This window comes from Paenibacillus selenitireducens, assembly GCF_002021565.1.
In the GTDB taxonomy this organism is placed as follows: domain Bacteria; phylum Bacillota; class Bacilli; order Paenibacillales; family Paenibacillaceae; genus Paenibacillus_K; species Paenibacillus_K selenitireducens.
Window position 1 is genome coordinate 1 of the sequence record NZ_MSZX01000009.1, and the last position, 17,989, is coordinate 17,989.

General features: G+C 41.3%; 18 protein-coding genes, 1 pseudogene and 1 other annotated feature. All 19 genes and pseudogenes read right to left on the bottom strand.

The genetic code is table 11. The features are described 5' to 3' along the window. Window positions 1-723: pseudogene (locus tag BVG16_RS34050) on the bottom strand (IS3 family transposase); the annotation flags it as partial. A gap of 67 nt (window positions 724-790) precedes the next feature. Next, window positions 791-1,135 carry a transposase gene (locus BVG16_RS34055; RefSeq protein ID WP_078501159.1) on the bottom strand — a complete coding sequence of 115 codons (345 nt, stop codon included), beginning with the start codon at window positions 1,133-1,135 and terminating at the stop codon, window positions 791-793. A gap of 142 nt (window positions 1,136-1,277) precedes the next feature. Further along, complete coding sequence (gene asd / locus BVG16_RS20990) at window positions 1,278-2,363, bottom strand: aspartate-semialdehyde dehydrogenase (protein ID WP_078501160.1); 1,086 nt, start codon at window positions 2,361-2,363, stop codon at window positions 1,278-1,280. A gap of 85 nt (window positions 2,364-2,448) precedes the next feature. Further along, window positions 2,449-2,713: a binding site (T-box leader), on the bottom strand. A 60-nt stretch (window positions 2,714-2,773) separates the two neighbouring features. After that, window positions 2,774-5,158, bottom strand: a complete 2,385-nt coding sequence (locus tag BVG16_RS20995; protein ID WP_198957516.1) for a polyprenyl synthetase family protein — start codon at window positions 5,156-5,158, stop codon at window positions 2,774-2,776. Window positions 5,159-5,322: 164 nt separating this feature from the next. After that, entirely contained in the window at window positions 5,323-6,450 is a 1,128-nt protein-coding gene (locus tag BVG16_RS21000) for a Ger(x)C family spore germination protein (protein ID WP_078501162.1), read from the bottom strand. After that, on the bottom strand, window positions 6,450-7,562 hold the full coding sequence (locus BVG16_RS21005) for a GerAB/ArcD/ProY family transporter (protein WP_078501163.1): 1,113 nt from the start codon (window positions 7,560-7,562) through the stop codon (window positions 6,450-6,452). Before BVG16_RS21005 ends, BVG16_RS21000 begins: the two co-directional genes overlap by 1 nt. Window positions 7,563-7,581: 19 nt before the next feature. Beyond that, window positions 7,582-9,030, bottom strand: coding sequence for a spore germination protein (locus BVG16_RS21010; RefSeq protein WP_078501164.1), 1,449 nt, complete (start codon window positions 9,028-9,030; stop codon window positions 7,582-7,584). A gap of 186 nt (window positions 9,031-9,216) precedes the next feature. After that, window positions 9,217-9,639 (bottom strand): arsenate reductase (thioredoxin), encoded by a 423-nt coding sequence (gene arsC / locus BVG16_RS21015; RefSeq protein ID WP_078501165.1) that lies wholly within the window; start codon window positions 9,637-9,639, stop codon window positions 9,217-9,219. A gap of 41 nt (window positions 9,640-9,680) precedes the next feature. Beyond that, a complete protein-coding gene (gene arsB / locus BVG16_RS21020; RefSeq protein ID WP_078501166.1) occupies window positions 9,681-10,718 on the bottom strand; it encodes an ACR3 family arsenite efflux transporter in 1,038 nt (345 codons plus the stop codon). A gap of 18 nt (window positions 10,719-10,736) precedes the next feature. Then, window positions 10,737-11,054, bottom strand: coding sequence for an ArsR/SmtB family transcription factor (locus tag BVG16_RS21025; RefSeq protein ID WP_078501167.1), 318 nt, complete (start codon window positions 11,052-11,054; stop codon window positions 10,737-10,739). Between the two features lie 239 nt (window positions 11,055-11,293). Then, window positions 11,294-11,812 carry an AAA family ATPase gene (locus BVG16_RS21030; protein WP_158081740.1) on the bottom strand — a complete coding sequence of 173 codons (519 nt, stop codon included), beginning with the start codon at window positions 11,810-11,812 and terminating at the stop codon, window positions 11,294-11,296. A gap of 55 nt (window positions 11,813-11,867) precedes the next feature. Then, window positions 11,868-12,314, bottom strand: coding sequence for a hypothetical protein (locus BVG16_RS21035; protein WP_144027443.1), 447 nt, complete (start codon window positions 12,312-12,314; stop codon window positions 11,868-11,870). Window positions 12,315-12,495: 181 nt separating this feature from the next. Beyond that, window positions 12,496-13,011, bottom strand: a complete 516-nt coding sequence (locus BVG16_RS21040; protein ID WP_078501170.1) for a DinB family protein — start codon at window positions 13,009-13,011, stop codon at window positions 12,496-12,498. Beyond that, entirely contained in the window at window positions 12,996-13,433 is a 438-nt protein-coding gene (locus BVG16_RS34060; protein ID WP_078501171.1) for a DUF1572 family protein, read from the bottom strand. The genes BVG16_RS21040 and BVG16_RS34060 overlap by 16 nt, the downstream gene beginning before the upstream one ends. A gap of 125 nt (window positions 13,434-13,558) precedes the next feature. Beyond that, window positions 13,559-14,347 carry a prenyltransferase/squalene oxidase repeat-containing protein gene (locus BVG16_RS21050; RefSeq protein ID WP_078501172.1) on the bottom strand — a complete coding sequence of 263 codons (789 nt, stop codon included), beginning with the start codon at window positions 14,345-14,347 and terminating at the stop codon, window positions 13,559-13,561. A 322-nt stretch (window positions 14,348-14,669) separates the two neighbouring features. Beyond that, a complete protein-coding gene (locus tag BVG16_RS21055; protein ID WP_078501173.1) occupies window positions 14,670-15,185 on the bottom strand; it encodes a hypothetical protein in 516 nt (171 codons plus the stop codon). Between the two features lie 142 nt (window positions 15,186-15,327). Then, complete coding sequence (pheA, locus tag BVG16_RS21060; protein ID WP_078501174.1) at window positions 15,328-16,149, bottom strand: prephenate dehydratase; 822 nt, start codon at window positions 16,147-16,149, stop codon at window positions 15,328-15,330. A 183-nt stretch (window positions 16,150-16,332) separates the two neighbouring features. Continuing rightward, entirely contained in the window at window positions 16,333-17,148 is an 816-nt protein-coding gene (locus BVG16_RS21065; RefSeq protein ID WP_078501175.1) for a GNAT family N-acetyltransferase, read from the bottom strand. A 38-nt stretch (window positions 17,149-17,186) separates the two neighbouring features. Next, the gene (locus BVG16_RS21070) at window positions 17,187-17,969 is read right to left on the bottom strand and encodes a helix-turn-helix domain-containing protein (protein WP_158081741.1); all 783 of its coding nucleotides are present in this window, start codon (window positions 17,967-17,969) and stop codon (window positions 17,187-17,189) included. Window positions 17,970-17,989: the final 20 nt, after the last annotated feature.

The following is a 17,989-nucleotide window of genomic DNA, read 5'->3' on the forward strand; positions in this document are numbered from 1 at the left end:
STRCSSATNDATACTNTRYCHNAGCDTGAGATGCGAAAAGAAGGATTCGATGCATGCGTTATCCAGGCAGGTTGCTTTGCGAGAGTGGCTGCCTTTAACGCCGAACGCCTCTAATCGTGTGTTGTACGCCTGAGACGTATATTGGAAGCCCTGATCCGAATGGAGCACGGCCCCCGAGACGTCTCTTTTTCTTGTCCACTGCGTAACGGTATCCAGCACGAGTTGAACATCGTTACGATCTGACAATTGCCAAGCGACAATCTCGTTGTTGAAAAGATCTTGAATGACGGACAAGTAATGAAAGTTGGTCCCGTCTGAAATATAGGTAATATCGGTCACCATTTTTTGTTGGGGCGCTGTAGCATGGAATTGGCGCTTTAAACGATTCGGATACACAACAGAAGGTGTGTAACTGGACTGCTTCCGCTTCTTTCGAATGACCGATTGGATCGACAGCTCCCGCATCAATCGCCATACTTTCTTGTGATTCACATTGTAGCCTGCCTCCCACAAGGCGGTCGTCATGCGTGGATACCCAAAGTAAGGGTGCGCAAAATGAATGGCCATCATGTGTTCCTTGATCTCATGATCCCTGTCTTTTTGCACGTCGCGCTGAGACTGTGTGGCACGCCACTTGTAATAGCTGGACCGTGGTATCCCCGCAATCGCTAACAGGTCTGTAATGCCGTGCAGAGCGCGAAGTTCCTCCATTATTNGTAATAGCTGGACCGTGGTATCCCCGCAATCGCTAACAGGTCTGTAATGCCGTGCAGAGCGCGAAGTTCCTCCATTATTTCGTAGTTCTCTCGTTGGCGGGGTGCCTCTCCTTTACTAGATTTGGATACCGCTTTTTTAAATAATCCACCTGCGCCTTCAGGTAGTCTCGTTCTTCCTCAACGCTGCCAAAGACTGAGCGAGTACGCCCCTTCATTGGATTTGGCCCGTTGCCTTTCCGCTCATCGAATGACTCCCCGTTTTGCCATTTCTTTACCCACACCTTCAGTTGTGAACAGTTACGAATTCCTTCTCGTTCAGCTACCACCTTGTAGCTCGATGAACCCTCTAAATACGCTCTGACCGCCTTCAATTTGAATTCTTCTGTATACGTATAGAATGTTTGCCCTTTTTTAGCCATAAAAATATCCCCTCCAAGTGTCACTCAAACCTCCATCATAACATGAAGGTTTTTTTGAGTGTCTACTTGAAGGGGATAATACCACATCTGCCGGTTTTTGCATTGGATAAATAATATCAAAATGAGACAGGCACTTCACATCCTATTTTGCTTGAATGTACCCTTCAGCTTTAAGCAGTTCTGCGATCAAGACAGCACCGCCAGCTGCTCCACGTAATGTATTATGCGATAGTCCAACGAATTTGTAATCGTATACGGTATCCTCGCGCAATCTCCCCACGGAAACGCCCATACCGCGCTCTATCTCACGATCCAGTTTCGTCTGTGGTCTATTTTCTTCTTCAAAATAGGTGATGAACTGCTGTGGAGCACTTGGCAGACCCAGCTCTTGCGGTCGTCCTTTGAATTGTAGCCAGCGATCCAAAATTTCTTCTTTCGAGGGTTTGTTCTCGAACGATGCAAAGACGGTAGCTAAATGCCCATCCGTTACGGGAACGCGGATACATTGCGTAGTAATTAATGGTGAACTTGCTTTAATAATTTCACCATTGACAACGCTGCCCCAGATGCGAAGCGGCTCCTGCTCGCTTTTTTCTTCCTCGCCGCCAATATATGGGATGACATTATCTAACATATCAGGCCAATCGGTAAAATTTTTGCCGGCGCCGGAGATTGCCTGATACGTGGATGCCACCACGATCGTTGGTTTATATTCGAGCAATGCATGAAGTGCCGGTACATAGCTTTGAATGGAACAGTTAGGCTTAACGGCAATAAATCCGCTTGAGGTTCCAAGTCGTTTTCGCTGTGCGGCAATCACTTCTAGATGCCCTGGATTAATTTCCGGAATGACCATCGGGATGTCAGGCGTCCAACGATGTGCTGAATTATTGGAAACAACCGGCGTGCCTGTTTTGGCGTATGCTTCTTCTAATGCTTGAATTTCACTTTTTGGCATATCCACTGCACAAAAAATAAAATCGACTTGAGCGGCAACTTCCTCCACTTTCGAAGCATCCTGAACGACGATATGTTTCACGTCTTCAGGAATTGGGCTAGCTAACTTCCATCTGCCTTGTACAGATTCTTCATAGGTTTTACCTGCCGAACTGCTGCTTGCTGCAATAGCCGTTACTTTAAACCAGGGATGCGCATTCAGCAATTGAACAAAGCGCTGACCCACCATGCCCGTTCCTCCGACAATACCCACTTTAAGTTTTTCTGACATTGATCTTCAAATCCTTTCGTAATGACATCATGTTGTGTTACATGGACTGCGTGTAATAAAAAAATCCCACCCCCAAGACCGTAGTCTTAGGGACGAGATTTGCATCCTCGTGGTACCACCCCAGATTCGCTAAAATGTCGCCATTTCAGCCTCTTCAAGTACGGCATTCGCATGTAATGCATATACTCTAGCTCTATAACAGGAGCTCCTGGCACGCCATCCCCTTTATATGGAGGTTCCGAAGTGCTGCTCTGAGGCTTTATTCAATAAAGAATTCCCTACTCCATTTCAGCTGACGGAGCTCTCTGTGAAAGAATCCAGTTATTTACTCTTCTCATCATCGCATTTGATATTACCATAATAATATATAAAACCATTCACCGTGTAAATATTTAAGGCTGGAAAACATTTTAACGATCCCTATTCACCAAATAATTCAATAAATGCTTCAGAAAAACGATATTTCGGGGTATCTCCTTCAATGCTTCCATGGCAAGGCAGTAATGTTCCCACATTTCTTTGCGGGCACCTTCCAGACCCAGGATGGACACAAACGTCGAATTGTTGTTTTCAACATCCTTGCCTGTAGGTTTACCTAGTATGAGCAAATCTCCTTCCCTATCAAGCAAATCATCCTTAATCTGAAAGGCAATGCCTGCATGATAGGCGAATTTCTTCAAAGCCGCGATTTCCGTCGCCTGAACCTCAGCGAGAATAGCTGGCATCACCAGAGAAGCCTCGAATGCAATTCCCGTTTTGTGAAAACATATCATATTCAATTGCTCTAAAGTCAGTGCCTCCCCTTTTGATTGTAAATCCATCGCTTGACCCATACACATCTCTTCTGTCTTTTCTGCCGAATAATGAATCAAGGAAAGCACGGTTTTGGGATTGAAATGTTCTAGTGATGATTGTTCTTTAATAGCCCTCTGGATCAGAAACAGACCGGTTAATTCCGCAGTGGCAACATTGTGAACTTGGTGCAAGGTTGGGCGCCCTCTACGGGTAGACGCATTATCCTGGGATGGCAGATCATCGAAGATTAACGAAGCGGTATGCATATATTCCAAAGATCTTAGTAGCGGCAAGATTTCCGATGCCTGTAGTCCATATTCGTTCACGCCCATGACCCAAGTCAAGATCGGTCGTAGACGCTTCCCATCTCCCACAAGACTGTAATTAGCAGCATCAATAAGCGGTTCTTTCATTGGTAGGATCCCGTCATGTTTAGGAATCTCCAAGATGTCATTGATCTGATGGCGGACCGTTTGGATCGTATTGTAAAAGTCTTCTTTTTCTTTCCGGTTGTTTTTCAGATTGGCAACCATCTGATCTCGAAGCAGTTTATCGAAGAAATCCACATCATCCGCTTTGCGAACCAACTGTTGGACGAGTCGATTGAATTCCGGATTCCCGGAAGCAAAGATCTCCATTATTTCGGTATACTTTTCTGACCCTACACGTTCTTTACACCGTTTTAGACCATTGATTGCACGATCCAGGATCACCTCACGCGTTTTGGCATTGGAGCGATGTACGTTATGGATCAAATGGGAGATGACCGTCCAGTATAATTCAAAGGGATTGATCAGATCTGGGCGCTGATCACGGTATTTTAAATAATAGGTATAGGGGGTTACCGCACCGTCTTGCATATCGTCAAACATATCCGCAAAATCATCAGCCAGCTGATTGTAAATGCCATAATAGAATGTTCGATGATCAAACCCCTCATCCACAGGAGCGCTAATGACGGAACGGACAATTAATCGGGAAGAAGAAGATTTTAAAATGATGGGTATAAAAAGCTCTTCATTGGCGTAATTCGGATTCGATAGATCCTTAGCACGGTCCAATTCCTGGGCATGAAAAAACACATAGGATTGCTCAAAAAATGTGTTCTGGGCTTCTGGTCGTTGATAGTCTCTAATATATTCAAAAGCATCCCGGAGCTCTCCATGTATATATTGAATCAAATCTAGGTTTTTTCCGGTCCAATCGCCCAATGCAGGCACAGATCCAGTGAGAAGCGCTTCACGTATCATATGGGAATATTGCTCTTTCTCTTGAGCGGTTAAGACCCCAGAATCAAGAAGATCATCAATGAAAGGATAGGTCAGACCATAGGAATAACCAAGCCTGATGGCTTCATCAAGACTCCGGGCGCGTTCCGTAGGCGATATGTTATCGTCCATCTCATCATCCACATGCAGAATTACCCCGATAATGATTTTGATTAGCTTACGCTGGGCATGTTCTGCATTCATTTCCTTCGGTATATGGGAGGATACGGTGCTAAGTTTGTTAATCACCCAGATCATGGCGGTTTCTACGCCTTCCTTCTGAGCCCACCGATACAATCCGGCTAAACTCATGCTTTCGGATGGGTTCTCCCCGTTTGTTGCGGAGGAATCAATCAAGCGATTTCTGATGTCGGCAACGACACGCCTTATCCGGGTCTCCGTATCAGGAGAGTCCAGTGCTTTACCCAGATCTCTCATGTACATATAGGAAACGCTTCGATTCAAGTAACCATCCAATTTCCCTGTATCATTCAACCATTGGATATACCTGTGACTATCCTTTGAATCAGGTTTTCTCTTTCTCCTCGAAAAAAAAGATAGCCAAGAATGATGATGAATATGGTTCCTTCTCCACAATTGGAAGTCTTCTGTTAGGGTATGCACATAAGTTTTTTCCTTGACCTGCACAGAAAGTGATGCAAAATACTGAGCTGCCTTCTGCTCAGCTAGCCGATACCATGTATCGGCATGATCTGTATATACCACATTCATACGATGGATTACCTCAACTTTTATTTTTGTTATCTTAATACGGAAAAAATACCAAATGGGTTACAAATTTAGATTTGTACCCTTTCAATGCATAAAAAAAGCCGCCAGTAGCGGCGGGCTCGAGTTGCATCAGGTTACGTTTTCTTTTATAGGGCAGCGCCATATTACTCCGTCGTACCCGTACGTATAATATTTACTTTGAAATGCGAATGAATCTTAGCTGATGGAAACATGCCATGCCATTTGTCACGACTCAAATTGGAACCTCTCACGGTGCTGCGGTAAACTTTACCGAAACCGATGGCATCTGAATTCATGCGTTGCAGCTTCTGAATGAGCCGATCCGTCTCTTTGCTTAACGCCTTCCCTATTTTCTGCTCAAGCAACGTCTTCGCCTTCGGATTTCTGAAATCGTAGTGATCTGTAATTTCTTGCAATTCTACATTCATATGGACATTAACATGAAACTCCAATTTCTGCACGGAAGTAAGACGGAAGCGCGTTTTGCTCCCAATATTGGAAATAACCACGCGTACTGTACCTTCCCTCTTTTTAAGCAAAAAAGGGTGCAATTCATTACGATCGATGCTTATCTCTTTTAAATCCGTTTTCTGCTTCCCTTGCAGCAGCTTGAGCAAGTAGGCTTCACCAGGCGCAATCGTCCCAACGACCTTATCATCACTGAACAACGCCAGACCCGAGATTTCTACGCTGTCATCTTTCTTGTGTAATATTGGAAGGATGGGATCTCCACCGATGCTGTATAACGCGCTCCGATAATCTTGAACAGTACAGGAGGGTACCCAATCGTCCTCAATATGCTGTTGGAGCATCTCATAGAGATACATGCCGATATCCGGAATCTGTGAATAGTCATGAGATAATAACTCATTTGAAGACCCATCGCTGATGGCGAGGAAAATCATGTCTCCAAAAAATGGATCACGGCTTAAATTATCTATAATGACTGAAATTCCTTGCTTCCCCAATTGATCATCAAATAAGACAACTCGGACTTGCCCACTAACCAACGTGTGAGACGACATGTTATTAATATTGATCCGTGCTCCCTTATTACTGTTTGCTTCAGAAGTAATAATTTCGGATTTTTTCTTGGATTCGACAGATGGATTGATCAGGACTGACGTAACATTCAGTTTGTCTTTTTGTAACAAATCATACCCTACGGCGACGGTTAGCCCCAATTTTTCAAGAACACTCGTCTTCACACAACTCATAAGCAGGCACGAACTAACGAGGATCAGACCCGTCATTTTCCAAATAGATTTCATTATGCCTTACTCCCCTTACGATTTCGCCACCATGCTGCAGCATAAGTCAATACGAATAACAAGCACGGATACAAATAAGATACGATAATCGAAAATTCCCCAATAAAATCATTAAGCTGGTCGATTTGCCTACGATTTTGGAAAAAAATAGAGGCAATAAAAACCACTCCTGCTAATCCATAAAGCGTGAGCTTCTGATTCCAGCCGAAAAGTTTTGAAGTTCCGCGGAGGAGCACCCAAGCAAGCATCATGAGTCCCGGCACCACCACGAACATCCAAAAAGGGATTGCGATAAATTCAATTCGTTCCAGGAACGGGTACTTGATAATTTTTAATAAATTGATGGAACCCCATATGGTTTTTGGCATTTGGTTTTCACTAAAATACACAATGGATATGATCATGATGATGAGATATAGCAGATTGGTAAAAAGAATACTCCCCTGCGCATAGCGCATCACCTTGTTCTTATCCTTCACATGATGATATACAAAATAGATAATCTCGAATCCAGCTATCGTGAACCCCATTTTCTTTGCCCCCGACAGCAGATGCTGCATCGTCGTATTATAAATCGGTAAGATCCGTCTCCACTCCGCATATTGAAGCGGATAATAAAATAGAATCAAGGTTCCCAAAATCAGAAAAAAGCAAATGAAGCTAAGCTGTAGAATGACTCGAATTCCTCCGAGACTGCCGTAGACCATCAGGACAAGTAAGATTAAGGAAAGCAGCCATGTAGGAAAGTCGGGGAAAATCCATGATTGCACGGCTTCAATATAGGTTCTAATAATAGCCGTCATATTTATTATGAAATAAATCATAAGACAGATGCTTATCACTGAGCCGATCCATTTGCCGAACAAAGATCGGTGAATGTCAAATAGATCAAAGGATTCGTGTTTTTTCAGCGTTGCGATCATGATCCACATGATAAGATGCGTTACGATTCCGATGAGAATAACCGACAACCATGCGTCATGTTTCGATTCATTGTAAATGTATCGTTGAAAGCCAAAAATACCGACGCCAATCTGAACATTGCTTAAGAGAAACAACAGCATGAAGGCATTGAACTGATATTTTTGTGTTGTATTGTCAGTATCACTCATTTGTACTCCTTAATTATGACTAATTGTCAATTTTGCCTGTCCATAACGAAGACAATCTAAATGACTTGGCATATTTTCGGATACGATGCCCTGTCGAAGTCAATCCCTTTAACTCCGGCATCAACACATCTTGATCCAATGTACTGGATTTGTGACTCGGATGAATCGGGTAAAAGTAGGGCTGACCAAGACTTGTCTGTCGAATTAAATGGATCGTAGCCAAAACAGAGAAGAATACGATCCCAATGCTGCCCCATAAGCCAGCGAAAATAACCATCGGATAACGAATAAGTCTCAAGGTGCTGCTCATCAAGTAATTTGGAGTAGCAAAGGAACCAAGAGCAGCAAGCGCAACTAACATGATAAGAATATTGCTAGTAAAGCCAGCTTGGACAGCCGCTTGACCGATAACAATCCCGCCTACGATACCCATGGTCTGCCCAACTTTGGTAGGAAGTCTTGCTCCGGCTTCCCGAAGCAATTCCATGGTCAGTTCGAGAATAAGTGTCTCAAATAAGGGGGGGAATGGAACTCTTGATCTCGACTCGATCAAGGATACAAGCAAGGAGGAAGGAATAATTTCATAATGAAATGTCAAGGCAGCGACATAAGCCGGTGTCAAATATACGGAAATCAACAAAGCTAACATACGTAAAATGCGAAGAAATGTACCGATTCCCCATCCCATATAGCGGTCTTCGGTAGTCAAGAAAAAATCAGTAAATTCGCTCGGACCGATGATAACTAGCGGGCTTCCGTCCACTAAAATAACGATTTTGCCTTCAAGCAACGAATGGCTTGCCAAGTCGACACGCTCTGTTAAAATCATTTGAGGAAAGATACTCGAATCGTTGTCTTGAATTAAATGCATCAGTTCAGAGCTTCCTGTAATGTCATTACTGTAAAGCTGCTGAATACGTTGACGAACGATATTTGCGCAGCTTTCTTCAACCTGATCGGTCATGTACATCAAATGAACTGATGTATTTCTCTTATTCCCTATTTTAAACGCTTCCTTGTGGAGGGCCGTATTCGGAATGGATGAGCGGAGCAGAGCTGTGTTCGTCTCTAATGATTCGTTAAAAGCAAGCATTGGACCAAGTATGGTCGTTTCATTCTGTGGAGAGCCAATTTGCCGGTTAGGGATGTTGGCGATATTAACGACAACTCCGGTATGGGGTGTAGCAACATATACCCATCCCTTCATCATCAGGGGTATCGCATCAGCGATGGACTCCATGGTACGTACTTCTCCAACCATCACATATCTCTTAAGTTGTTCTGAAGTGGGGACCCAATGAACTTGCTGCAGCGGGGTCAGGACGAACTTGTTCAGCTGCTCTATATTGATGAGTTCAGGCAAGTAACAAACAGCAGTATCATGAGCGACGGCACGGATGATTACCGTAGTATTATCGTGAAATATTGATGAGAATTGAGTCCGTAATGTTTCCACGAGATCCGACATCCTTAACTGCCTCCTCAAGCAAATCAGTTGGGAATTTCAGATAAATTATTTCCAAAGAATGAGAAAATCATACGGAGGGATGAATGATATAAGCATCACCGTCCGCATCGAGGAGCAGCCAACCTAAAAAACCCGCTATACGTAGCGGGTCTTTCATCCAAATATCTTAAACCTGATCTTTGACTACTATTTACCTTCTTCTAAGAACTTTTCAATCCGAGCTTGAATATCATCACGTACATTCCGGAATTGAGCCATAACCTCTTCTTCTGTTCCTGTAGCCTTCGCTGGATCATCAAATCCCCAATGCCATTTGATTACATTCTTATTCGAAATCATCGGACAATGTTCATCAGCATGGCCACAAAGCGTAATCACGTACGTGGAGCGATTTAGAATTTCAGGGTCAATGACATCTGAGGTATGGCTTGTGATATCAATCCCTACTTCACTCATAACTTTTACAGCTCTAGGGTTTAAACCATGAGCCTCTAACCCTGCGCTCAACACTTCAAAGCGATCTCCACCAAGCTGTTTAAGCCAGGCATCAGCCATTTGGCTGCGGCAAGAGTTTCCTGTGCAAAGAAAATAAATAAGTGGTTTATTCATATGAAGATTCTCCTTTTTGTCTATGAGATTGATGCTGAATCTTAGAAATGCTTTCTCTCAAACCAACGGGCAACATGAACGAGTCCAATCAATACGGGAACTTCAACCAATGGACCAATAACAGCAGCAAAAGCTGTCCCCGAGTTAATACCGAATACCCCAATGGCTACAGCAATGGCTAATTCGAAATTATTACTCGCTGCCGTAAAGGAGAGCGACGAACATACAGGATAACTGGCTCCAATTTTTTTGGAGATATAAAAGGATGCAAAAAAGATAATGACAAAGTAGAGTAACAGTGGAATTGCTATACGAACAACATCAAGCGGTAACGAAACCACCATCTCAGCTTTTAACGAGAACATGAGGACAATCGTAAATAGCAATGCTATCAATGTCAAAGGACTGATCTTAGGAATAAACGTATTCGTATACCAATCGTCCCCTTTAGCATGTCTTAAGATAAGCCGCGTTAAAAAACCTGCAATAAACGGAACTCCTAAATAGATAAAGACACTTTCCGCAATCTGCCCGATCGTGATATTCACTTCTACGCCTTGCATGCCGAACCAACCTGGTAATACCGTGATGAAGATATAAGCAAACACAGAGTAAAAGAGAATTTGGAATATGGAGTTAAATGCAACAAGCCCCGCCGTATATTCAGGATCTCCTTTGGCTAAATCACTCCAGACAATTACCATAGCTATACAACGTGCGAGTCCGATCATGATGAGTCCAATCATGTATTCCGGCATATCACTTAAAAACAGAATGGCAAGAATAAACATAAGAATAGGACCGATAATCCAGTTTTGAACTAAGGACAACAATAGGACTTTCCAGTCTTTAAAAACGCGTCCAAGCTTTTCATATTTCACTTTTGCAAGCGGCGGATACATCATGACGATAAGTCCAATCGCTATGGGAACCGACGTCGTACCTACTTGAAGTTTTGTTAATGCATCAGATATTGAAGGTATAAATGATCCTAAGAGTACGCCGAAAATCATGGCACTAAAGATCCACACCGTTAAGTAACGATCGAGAAAAGATAGTCTTTTTGTTTGCTGACTCACTTGAACCCTCCTTTCTGATTATTTACACGGCAGGCCATTTAATATCGTTTTCACTTTTTCTTCAGCTTCAGGTAAGTATTCTACTACTGCTTGGATATGTGGCTTATCCTCAATTTGTAGAGAATAATAGATCCATTGTCCTCTTCGATCCTCTTTCACAAGCCCTGCATCTTTTAATTTACGTAGGTGCTGGCTGATATTCGGTTGCGTCGTTTGTAGTATTTCTACGAGGTGACATACACAAGCCTCTTGCTGAACAAGGATGGAAATAATGTTCAGACGTGTCTTATCACCTAATAATTTGAGTTGATCTGCAATGGTCTCAATCGTAGTCATGGTTTATCCACCTCCTTGAATCGAGTTTATTATATAATCATACAATAATATAAGCAAGTGATTATATAATAGTCCTCGAAGAGAAAATTCACCATCTTAGCTCTACGGCAGGCAGCAAATCTACTTGCTGAACCTACAACCTTCATCAAAAAGGACGATATACCGAATAGTCACATGACTTCGGAGTATCGCATTTTTTCAGCAGTTATCTTCTAAATTGGTTGTTAATTATTTTTATCTCATACCCTGTTTATGTAATTGGTGATTTTATTCATAATTGTTTCAAGTTTGTCGATTGTATCAACTACTAATTCGCCCTCAAACGGCTTAATACTTAGATCTACATAATATTTTTTTAATTCCAAAAAGTCAGTAATCAACTGGTTAGGCTTAGGATTAATACATCTAACATTAAAACGTTCGGCCCAAATTTTCTCATTAGAACATATACAAAGAACGGATTTTAAATCGTAGTTATGTTCCTTTAACCAATTACTAAACCTATTCATGTCTTCTTCCTGGTTGAAAGGAAAATCAAGAATAAAGCTTCCATTCATTTTCTTGTTCGATTCTAATAATCGGAATAAGATCCCGTAGGATACCTTGTTCCTTTGCTCATGGTCATCATGATAACCAGCGATCACATCATAAAAGTCATCTTTTCGAATGATGGGTATATGAAGTTGGCTACTTAATTGATCTGAAATCGTTGTCTTTCCTACTCCAGGACGCCCTCTGAATAAAATGATATCGGACAAAATAATCTCCCCTCATAATCATAAATAAGACCCTAATACATCAATACTTTATTTTTTATAGTTTTTCGATTGCCATTTGTATTGATTTATCCATCAGCGGACTATCTTTGGATTTAGCCCAATAAATAACGAGAACATTCCCTTTCTCATATAAAAAAGGATAAGTTGTGTATTTGGGATGTTTCATCTTCTTATTGAATTCTTTTACACCGGTGTTGCGAGCTTGTTCCGTCTTGAAAATATACAAATATACCAATTCAGGTTCAGATTGATCTACTACTGCTTCCGTTTCAATTGAGTTCACTTCAGGCATAGTTTTGTTTAATGATAAGGATGTACCTAATATCCCGAAGGATGCTAATTTTAAATTCTGTGATCCAAAAACGCTTATAACATCCTCCAATGTATACTGATTTCCCATGACATTCTTATCTTTTGAGCATCCAATTAATGCGATCAGACACACCATAATGATTAGAATGAATTTTGTTTTCCTCATCATTTACCTCCTCAAAAAAGGATTTCTACAATAACAAAAATCCACTCATTATCAATGGAGTAGATTCTTCCATAGAACTTTTCTTCTATTTTAATATACGTCTCCATACCAGTATGACTTTACTTGGCGATAAGCCGCATGACCATGTCGACTTCCGGAATCTGATACCTGCCCCAATTTTTATTCATCGAACATTCAATCCAAGTTTCTGTTCCAGTTCACTCTTTTGAAGCAGGTGATGGCGAAAATGCATGCCAACAAGATCGAACCACTCGCGCGCATTTAGCCAGCCAAAGCCACCATGTTTAACTTTGTAATTCGGGTTTATCGTATCTACTTTCCCTTCCCATTCGTTCATTTTCTGTATTACTTGATCGAGTCCACGCATAAGGCTTTCTTTACTTTCCGAATTGCTAGGAGTGTTATTAGGGCCGTCCGGCAACTTGATTTTGACCGGTGGGAATCCGCCGAGTTTGAATAAATGCTTCCCAGCCTCTGTCATCCCAAGTGCTTGCTCTTCGCTAGCTGCCGCACAAGTTTCCACATTGTCAAGGTAATCGAGAGCAGCGAGAATCAAGTGATCATACATTTGACCGAGAGACCAAACACCTTGCTCGGTTATATGCCTTAGTTGCTCCAGCGAATAATTTTCCAAAAAGCTTTTGTAGGTTTCAATCAAGGCTTTTAGTTGTATTTCCATTCTAATTGCCCCTTTCTCATTTTTGCTATGTATATAATTTGAGCGGTGTGACCAGGCAAGTGATGTAACATTTGGATCATAATTTCGAGTACCCTAGAATTGTTATTTAAGGCACTGTTCGTGAGTGGGGGCAGGTTTAAATACGGTTGTCTGAGTAAACCTTCTTCTGGATTAGATTTCATAATTTCCAATACCTGTATAATGATATCAAAGGATTCCTTAATTAATTCTAATGATGTTTCTTTAGACATTATCAATCCTTTTTCAAATTCCTTCTCAATATCCCTTGTATCGGTAACATCAAAAAAAACGATTTCTACCCGCTGATGTACTGTTCCTCTTATATGTGCAACAAGGTTTGCTATGCTATTGCTTTCGGAGGTAGTAGACCATACAATATCTTCTTCTGAAAGTTGTTCAATCGCCTGTGAAGTCCAATCAGAACACCCACCTCATCAACTTCATATTTATGGAAATTGTATCAAACATATGTTCCTTTGTATAGATAGGTTGTGCCGCTATGGTGTTACGTAAGCTTGACGACTTATTAACTACAAATGCGAAAAGCTCTGATGCTTTCAAGTGTGGTATGGACGTTATAGTCATCCCCGTCTTCACTTAGCCAGTATCCCTGCTCATGTTGTAGGTCACGTAAGATATCTACTCCTTGTACTATAAGGTTCATATGCTTCGGGACACCCATAATAACCAATGCATTAATTAACCACGCCAAGTTACTAGCACTAAGGTCAGTTAGTTTGCTTTCTAAATAGTTCATGATCGAGGTTGAATGTTCTACTTCATTAGCCGAATAGAACAGTCCGGCCGCTAACCAGTTCGCATGTAAAAAGGTTGATAAATAGCCCTCTATATTTATGTTAGAAATAAGAAACTCTACCGCACTCTTTGTGTTATCTGGGTACTTATTAAAATACTGTAACCAAAATCCTGCATTTGCGGTTAAATAAAATATTGCTGAAGGATCATCAGGCTGCACCCAAGGCGGGGCAACAGGTGCTAGCTTCCTACATTCAGAAAAAGAACCATTTTCTAATTGTCGGGTTGTTAGGAAAGTAAGTGCCCTCTGTATAAAATCTTCGTTGTTTAAGCCCAGTTGCTCACATTGAGCCAAACGGTAGCAGGTTGCATCAACTGAACTCGCTCCACCTGACCAAAACGAAGCCCAACTACCATCTTCTCGTTGTTCGCTCCTCAATACACTAACTGCTTCCAATAGCGATACATTCTCATTTTGCAGCAGCACCCCTAAGCGTGCTTGTTCTAGGTCATTCCCATGTTCACTAATGAATCTTATTGCTGCGCTTAAATTAACCATTTAATCAGCCTCCCTTTGCTAAATGTTGGATTTACAAGTAAATTCAACACCATGGAATTTAATTCCTTTTTCCGAAGAGCTGTGAATGCAACTATGATGAAAAGCTTTCCATGCTATCCTGCCTGTTTCTTCAACAAAAAAGGAGCTGCCTCAAAAGCATGCTCCTCCAATATCGTGACCCATTTGCTGAACAACTTAGAATTCTCGGTGATCATAATAACGAAAGTTATCCATCATCCATTGAAAACCTTTAGTTAAACAACTATCCCCCACCAAAAGATAGTGTCTCAACTTGATTATTTCTTAGAGAGTCCGCCATAATTCATTTAGCTACCACCAAGTTCATAAAATCTGAAACATTAAAATTATCGAAGTCCACCTTCCAAGAATCATTTGATTTAACGAGGGTTAGTGTACCATCCATTTTTACTTTGTGTATCTCCTCATCGTTATTATTAAGTAAAATAACGTTAGTATTATAGGGTAAATTGACTAAGTTTTCTTGTTTACTAGCAACATTAAAATGAAGATCTTCTAATTTGTAATAGGTTGCATTTAGTTTATCAGCCAAAACTAATGGTAAAGTTAGAATTCGATTTTTAATTTGGTAATCTAAATATTTTTCAGTTATCAACGGTTCTACATGTTCTTTTAATCGATCAATTATTTCAGTACTCATATCACCAGTATAATCAAAACCCTTAACATCAAATTGAATTTCTTTGTAATTAGTTGCAAATTGAATCGCATCGTTATCATCTTCTGTTTTATTTGTACATGAAATAAGGAACATAGAAATTATAGAAAAAACAATTAAACAAGAATAAATTTTTTTCATTAAAAAATACACCTCCCCTTTTAATCATTCAAGTATATATCAATTGTTTAAATTTGGGAAAATTCCCACTTATAAAGTGCCCGTCAAAGCACAAAAGACGCTCTGTAACGACACAACTTCTCACTATAGTCTTTAAAAATCACTAAAGAATTGTGGTCGAATAACTCCCAACGATATGTACCTGATGTTCGAACGTTTCAAGAATTCTAATGGCTTTAACCATGCGTTGGTCATTTTGAGCTACTTCAGATTCAATTAGAAAACGATATGTACCTAGTTTCTTGCCTGTCGGCCGTGATTCGATCCACGTGAGGTTCATTCCCAAGGCAGAGAATACATTTAAAATCGAAGAAAGTACCCCAGGGTATTCATTGTTAGGGTTAATCAACATCATAGTCTTCTTTTGCTCTACACTTTCTACTAACCCTTTACCAACAACGATGAATCGAGTATGATTCATTGAATTGTCTTGTATCTCACGCTTAATTATTTTAAGACCGTGGTCAACAGCGACCCGTTTAGAAGCAATCGCAGCAATCGTATTATCACTCGCATCTTTAACCAATTGCACGGCCTTAGCAGTACTGTCTGTGTATTCACATTTAAAACCATGCTTCATAATGAAATCTCTACATTGACTTATTGCAGGACTAATCGATCTTATTGTCCTTATCGTATGGATGTCGCTATCTTCGTTTCCTATCAAGTGAAGAGAAACTGTGAAAATAAGATCTGCCTCAATATGCAAGTCGTACATCAACAGACCATCAACGGTCATATGAATGTTACCAGCGATCGAATTTTCAATTGGGACAATACATTTATCGACTTCTTCCTTATAAACGGCTTCTAAGACGTCCATTATGGATTCATACATAACCCAATTTGTTGGTTCAGAGAAAAACTGATGTGCAGCCTCTTCTGAAAATGTCCCCTTAGGACCTAAATAAGCAACTCTAATCATCTTTACAAGCCCCTTGTTTTTTACACAATTATACAGCTAGTTTCCTTGAAATACATCAAAATTTACCAGGGGAACTAATCTCCCGTAGTTGTATAAGAAAAACAGACTGCCCGCGGCAGCCTGATCTATTGAGTATTATACTCTTGTGACCCGTTCCTAGAACAACTCCGAGCATGGGGAATCTTAAATCACAAAGCCTACGCATTTGTATTGATGAACCTGTTGAAAACCTAATCGGAGCGCTAATTTTGTCGACGCTTCATTTGTCAGTGAACAATCCCAGTAGGCCGTAAAGCCATTTTCAATGATGTCCTTCACCACGAAGCTTGCCAAATATGTACCTATGCCTCTTTTTTGATGTTGCGGTAGGGTTTCAATTCCAATAGCATGGGTTTCCTTCGCAACAAAGCTAGAGTAACAAACACCAATAATTTCTGAACCATCGATTGCAACATAACCGTACCCTTTATGATAAAAATCTTCATATGAATCCCAAAACAATTTAATATGCTTATCCACAAAATCCCTATTTGTAAAGACTTGATCCTTCCATTCTTGCGACCTTAAATTAATCGTTCGAATTGGATGATTACGAGAAGATCCCTGTGATGCTGCTGCTTCTAAATTTCTACATTTGAACACGAGTTGATCCCATTGCTGAATTTCCCATGACGCAAATAACGATTCCATGTTCCATTTGTTGTGATGGCCAGAAACTTCGAAATAGCTCATGCCGAGTTCCCTCAGTTTTGGAAAGATGCTCTTTGTTAGATAGTCATCAAGCTCGTTCATAAAATCATCATTGTTGTGGTCTCCGATAAGGTAAAATCCCTGCATCCCCTTGCTCCAGATCAAAGCTGTCCTAGGCGAGTCTATGTGATCCGAAAATATCCAGCCAGGATTATTATGTTCTATTATTGAGAGTACCTCAGGATGTGGATGCCCATTTTTAAGAAGAGGCGTTACCTTATAAAAATAATCATGTGATAGTTCGTACATAAGTACATCATACCCCTTTCAATTTACTAGCTTATGTGCTACACACGGTACAGACTACGGTATACAGATGGGGGCATGCCCGTATTTTTGGAAAAGACACGGCTCAGATAAAAGCCGTTCTCATACCCGCATTGCGCAGCGATTTCATCTAATTTCAGTGTCGTGCCTTCCAGCAGATGCCGCGCTCTTGTGAGCCGAACTTCGTTCAGAAATTCGGAAGGTGTCACACCGAAGGCTTTACGGAACCGCCGGGTTAGCTGCACTGGCGTCAGCATGAACTGTTCGGCTAGTTCTTGCATGGATAATCTTTCGTAAGCTTGCTCCGTCAAAATCCTTCGGACTTCAACCATCAGTTCATCGCTTTGCCCCGATTTCCCCTCATGTTCGCCCTGTTCCAGCATGACCAGTCTCAGCATGTCAATCACCATATGCTGCTTAAGCAGCATGAAGGCTTCGTCCCTTCCATCGAATTGTCTTAAATACCGATAATCAGACCGCAACCTATCGGTATCGATCACCTTGAGCTTTCCGCTCCATCCTTGTTCTTTCGAGGTAAAGGGCTCAGTCACCCCTACGAATTGCAGAAAGTGAAATGACAATGGCTCCAACATCTGCCGTTGAAAGGCATGATGTGGTGGGCAAAGAACCAAATCACCAAAACCTGCTTCTCCGCTCTCCGTACCTATGGTGTAATGAAAACGTCCCTGCTCCACAGCAAACATTGTCCAGCAGGAGTAGCTGTCTGAAGGGAGCATGAATTCAGGCTTTTGATGCCAATAAACATGTGAAATAAGCTTCAGTCCGATATCTTGAAGTGTCACCCTGAGCACCTTTCCTTTTT

Bases quoted from the DNA above. Each gene is read 5' to 3' on its own strand.
- BVG16_RS34055 (WP_078501159.1), bottom strand. From the start codon at position 1,135: ATGGCTAAAAAAGGGCAAACATTCTATACGTATACAGAAGAATTCAAA.
- asd (WP_078501160.1), bottom strand. From the start codon at position 2,363: ATGTCAGAAAAACTTAAAGTGGGTATTGTCGGAGGAACGGGCATGGTG.
- BVG16_RS20995 (WP_198957516.1), bottom strand. From the start codon at position 5,158: ATGAATGTGGTATATACAGATCATGCCGATACATGGTATCGGCTAGCT.
- BVG16_RS21000 (WP_078501162.1), bottom strand. From the start codon at position 6,450: ATGAAATCTATTTGGAAAATGACGGGTCTGATCCTCGTTAGTTCGTGC.
- BVG16_RS21005 (WP_078501163.1), bottom strand. From the start codon at position 7,562: ATGAGTGATACTGACAATACAACACAAAAATATCAGTTCAATGCCTTC.
- BVG16_RS21010 (WP_078501164.1), bottom strand. From the start codon at position 9,030: ATGTCGGATCTCGTGGAAACATTACGGACTCAATTCTCATCAATATTT.
- arsC (WP_078501165.1), bottom strand. From the start codon at position 9,639: ATGAATAAACCACTTATTTATTTTCTTTGCACAGGAAACTCTTGCCGC.
- BVG16_RS21025 (WP_078501167.1), bottom strand. From the start codon at position 11,054: ATGACTACGATTGAGACCATTGCAGATCAACTCAAATTATTAGGTGAT.
- BVG16_RS21035 (WP_144027443.1), bottom strand. From the start codon at position 12,314: ATGATGAGGAAAACAAAATTCATTCTAATCATTATGGTGTGTCTGATC.
- BVG16_RS21040 (WP_078501170.1), bottom strand. From the start codon at position 13,011: ATGGAAATACAACTAAAAGCCTTGATTGAAACCTACAAAAGCTTTTTG.
- BVG16_RS21050 (WP_078501172.1), bottom strand. From the start codon at position 14,347: ATGGTTAATTTAAGCGCAGCAATAAGATTCATTAGTGAACATGGGAAT.
- BVG16_RS21055 (WP_078501173.1), bottom strand. From the start codon at position 15,185: ATGAAAAAAATTTATTCTTGTTTAATTGTTTTTTCTATAATTTCTATG.
- pheA (WP_078501174.1), bottom strand. From the start codon at position 16,149: ATGATTAGAGTTGCTTATTTAGGTCCTAAGGGGACATTTTCAGAAGAG.
- BVG16_RS21065 (WP_078501175.1), bottom strand. From the start codon at position 17,148: ATGTACGAACTATCACATGATTATTTTTATAAGGTAACGCCTCTTCTT.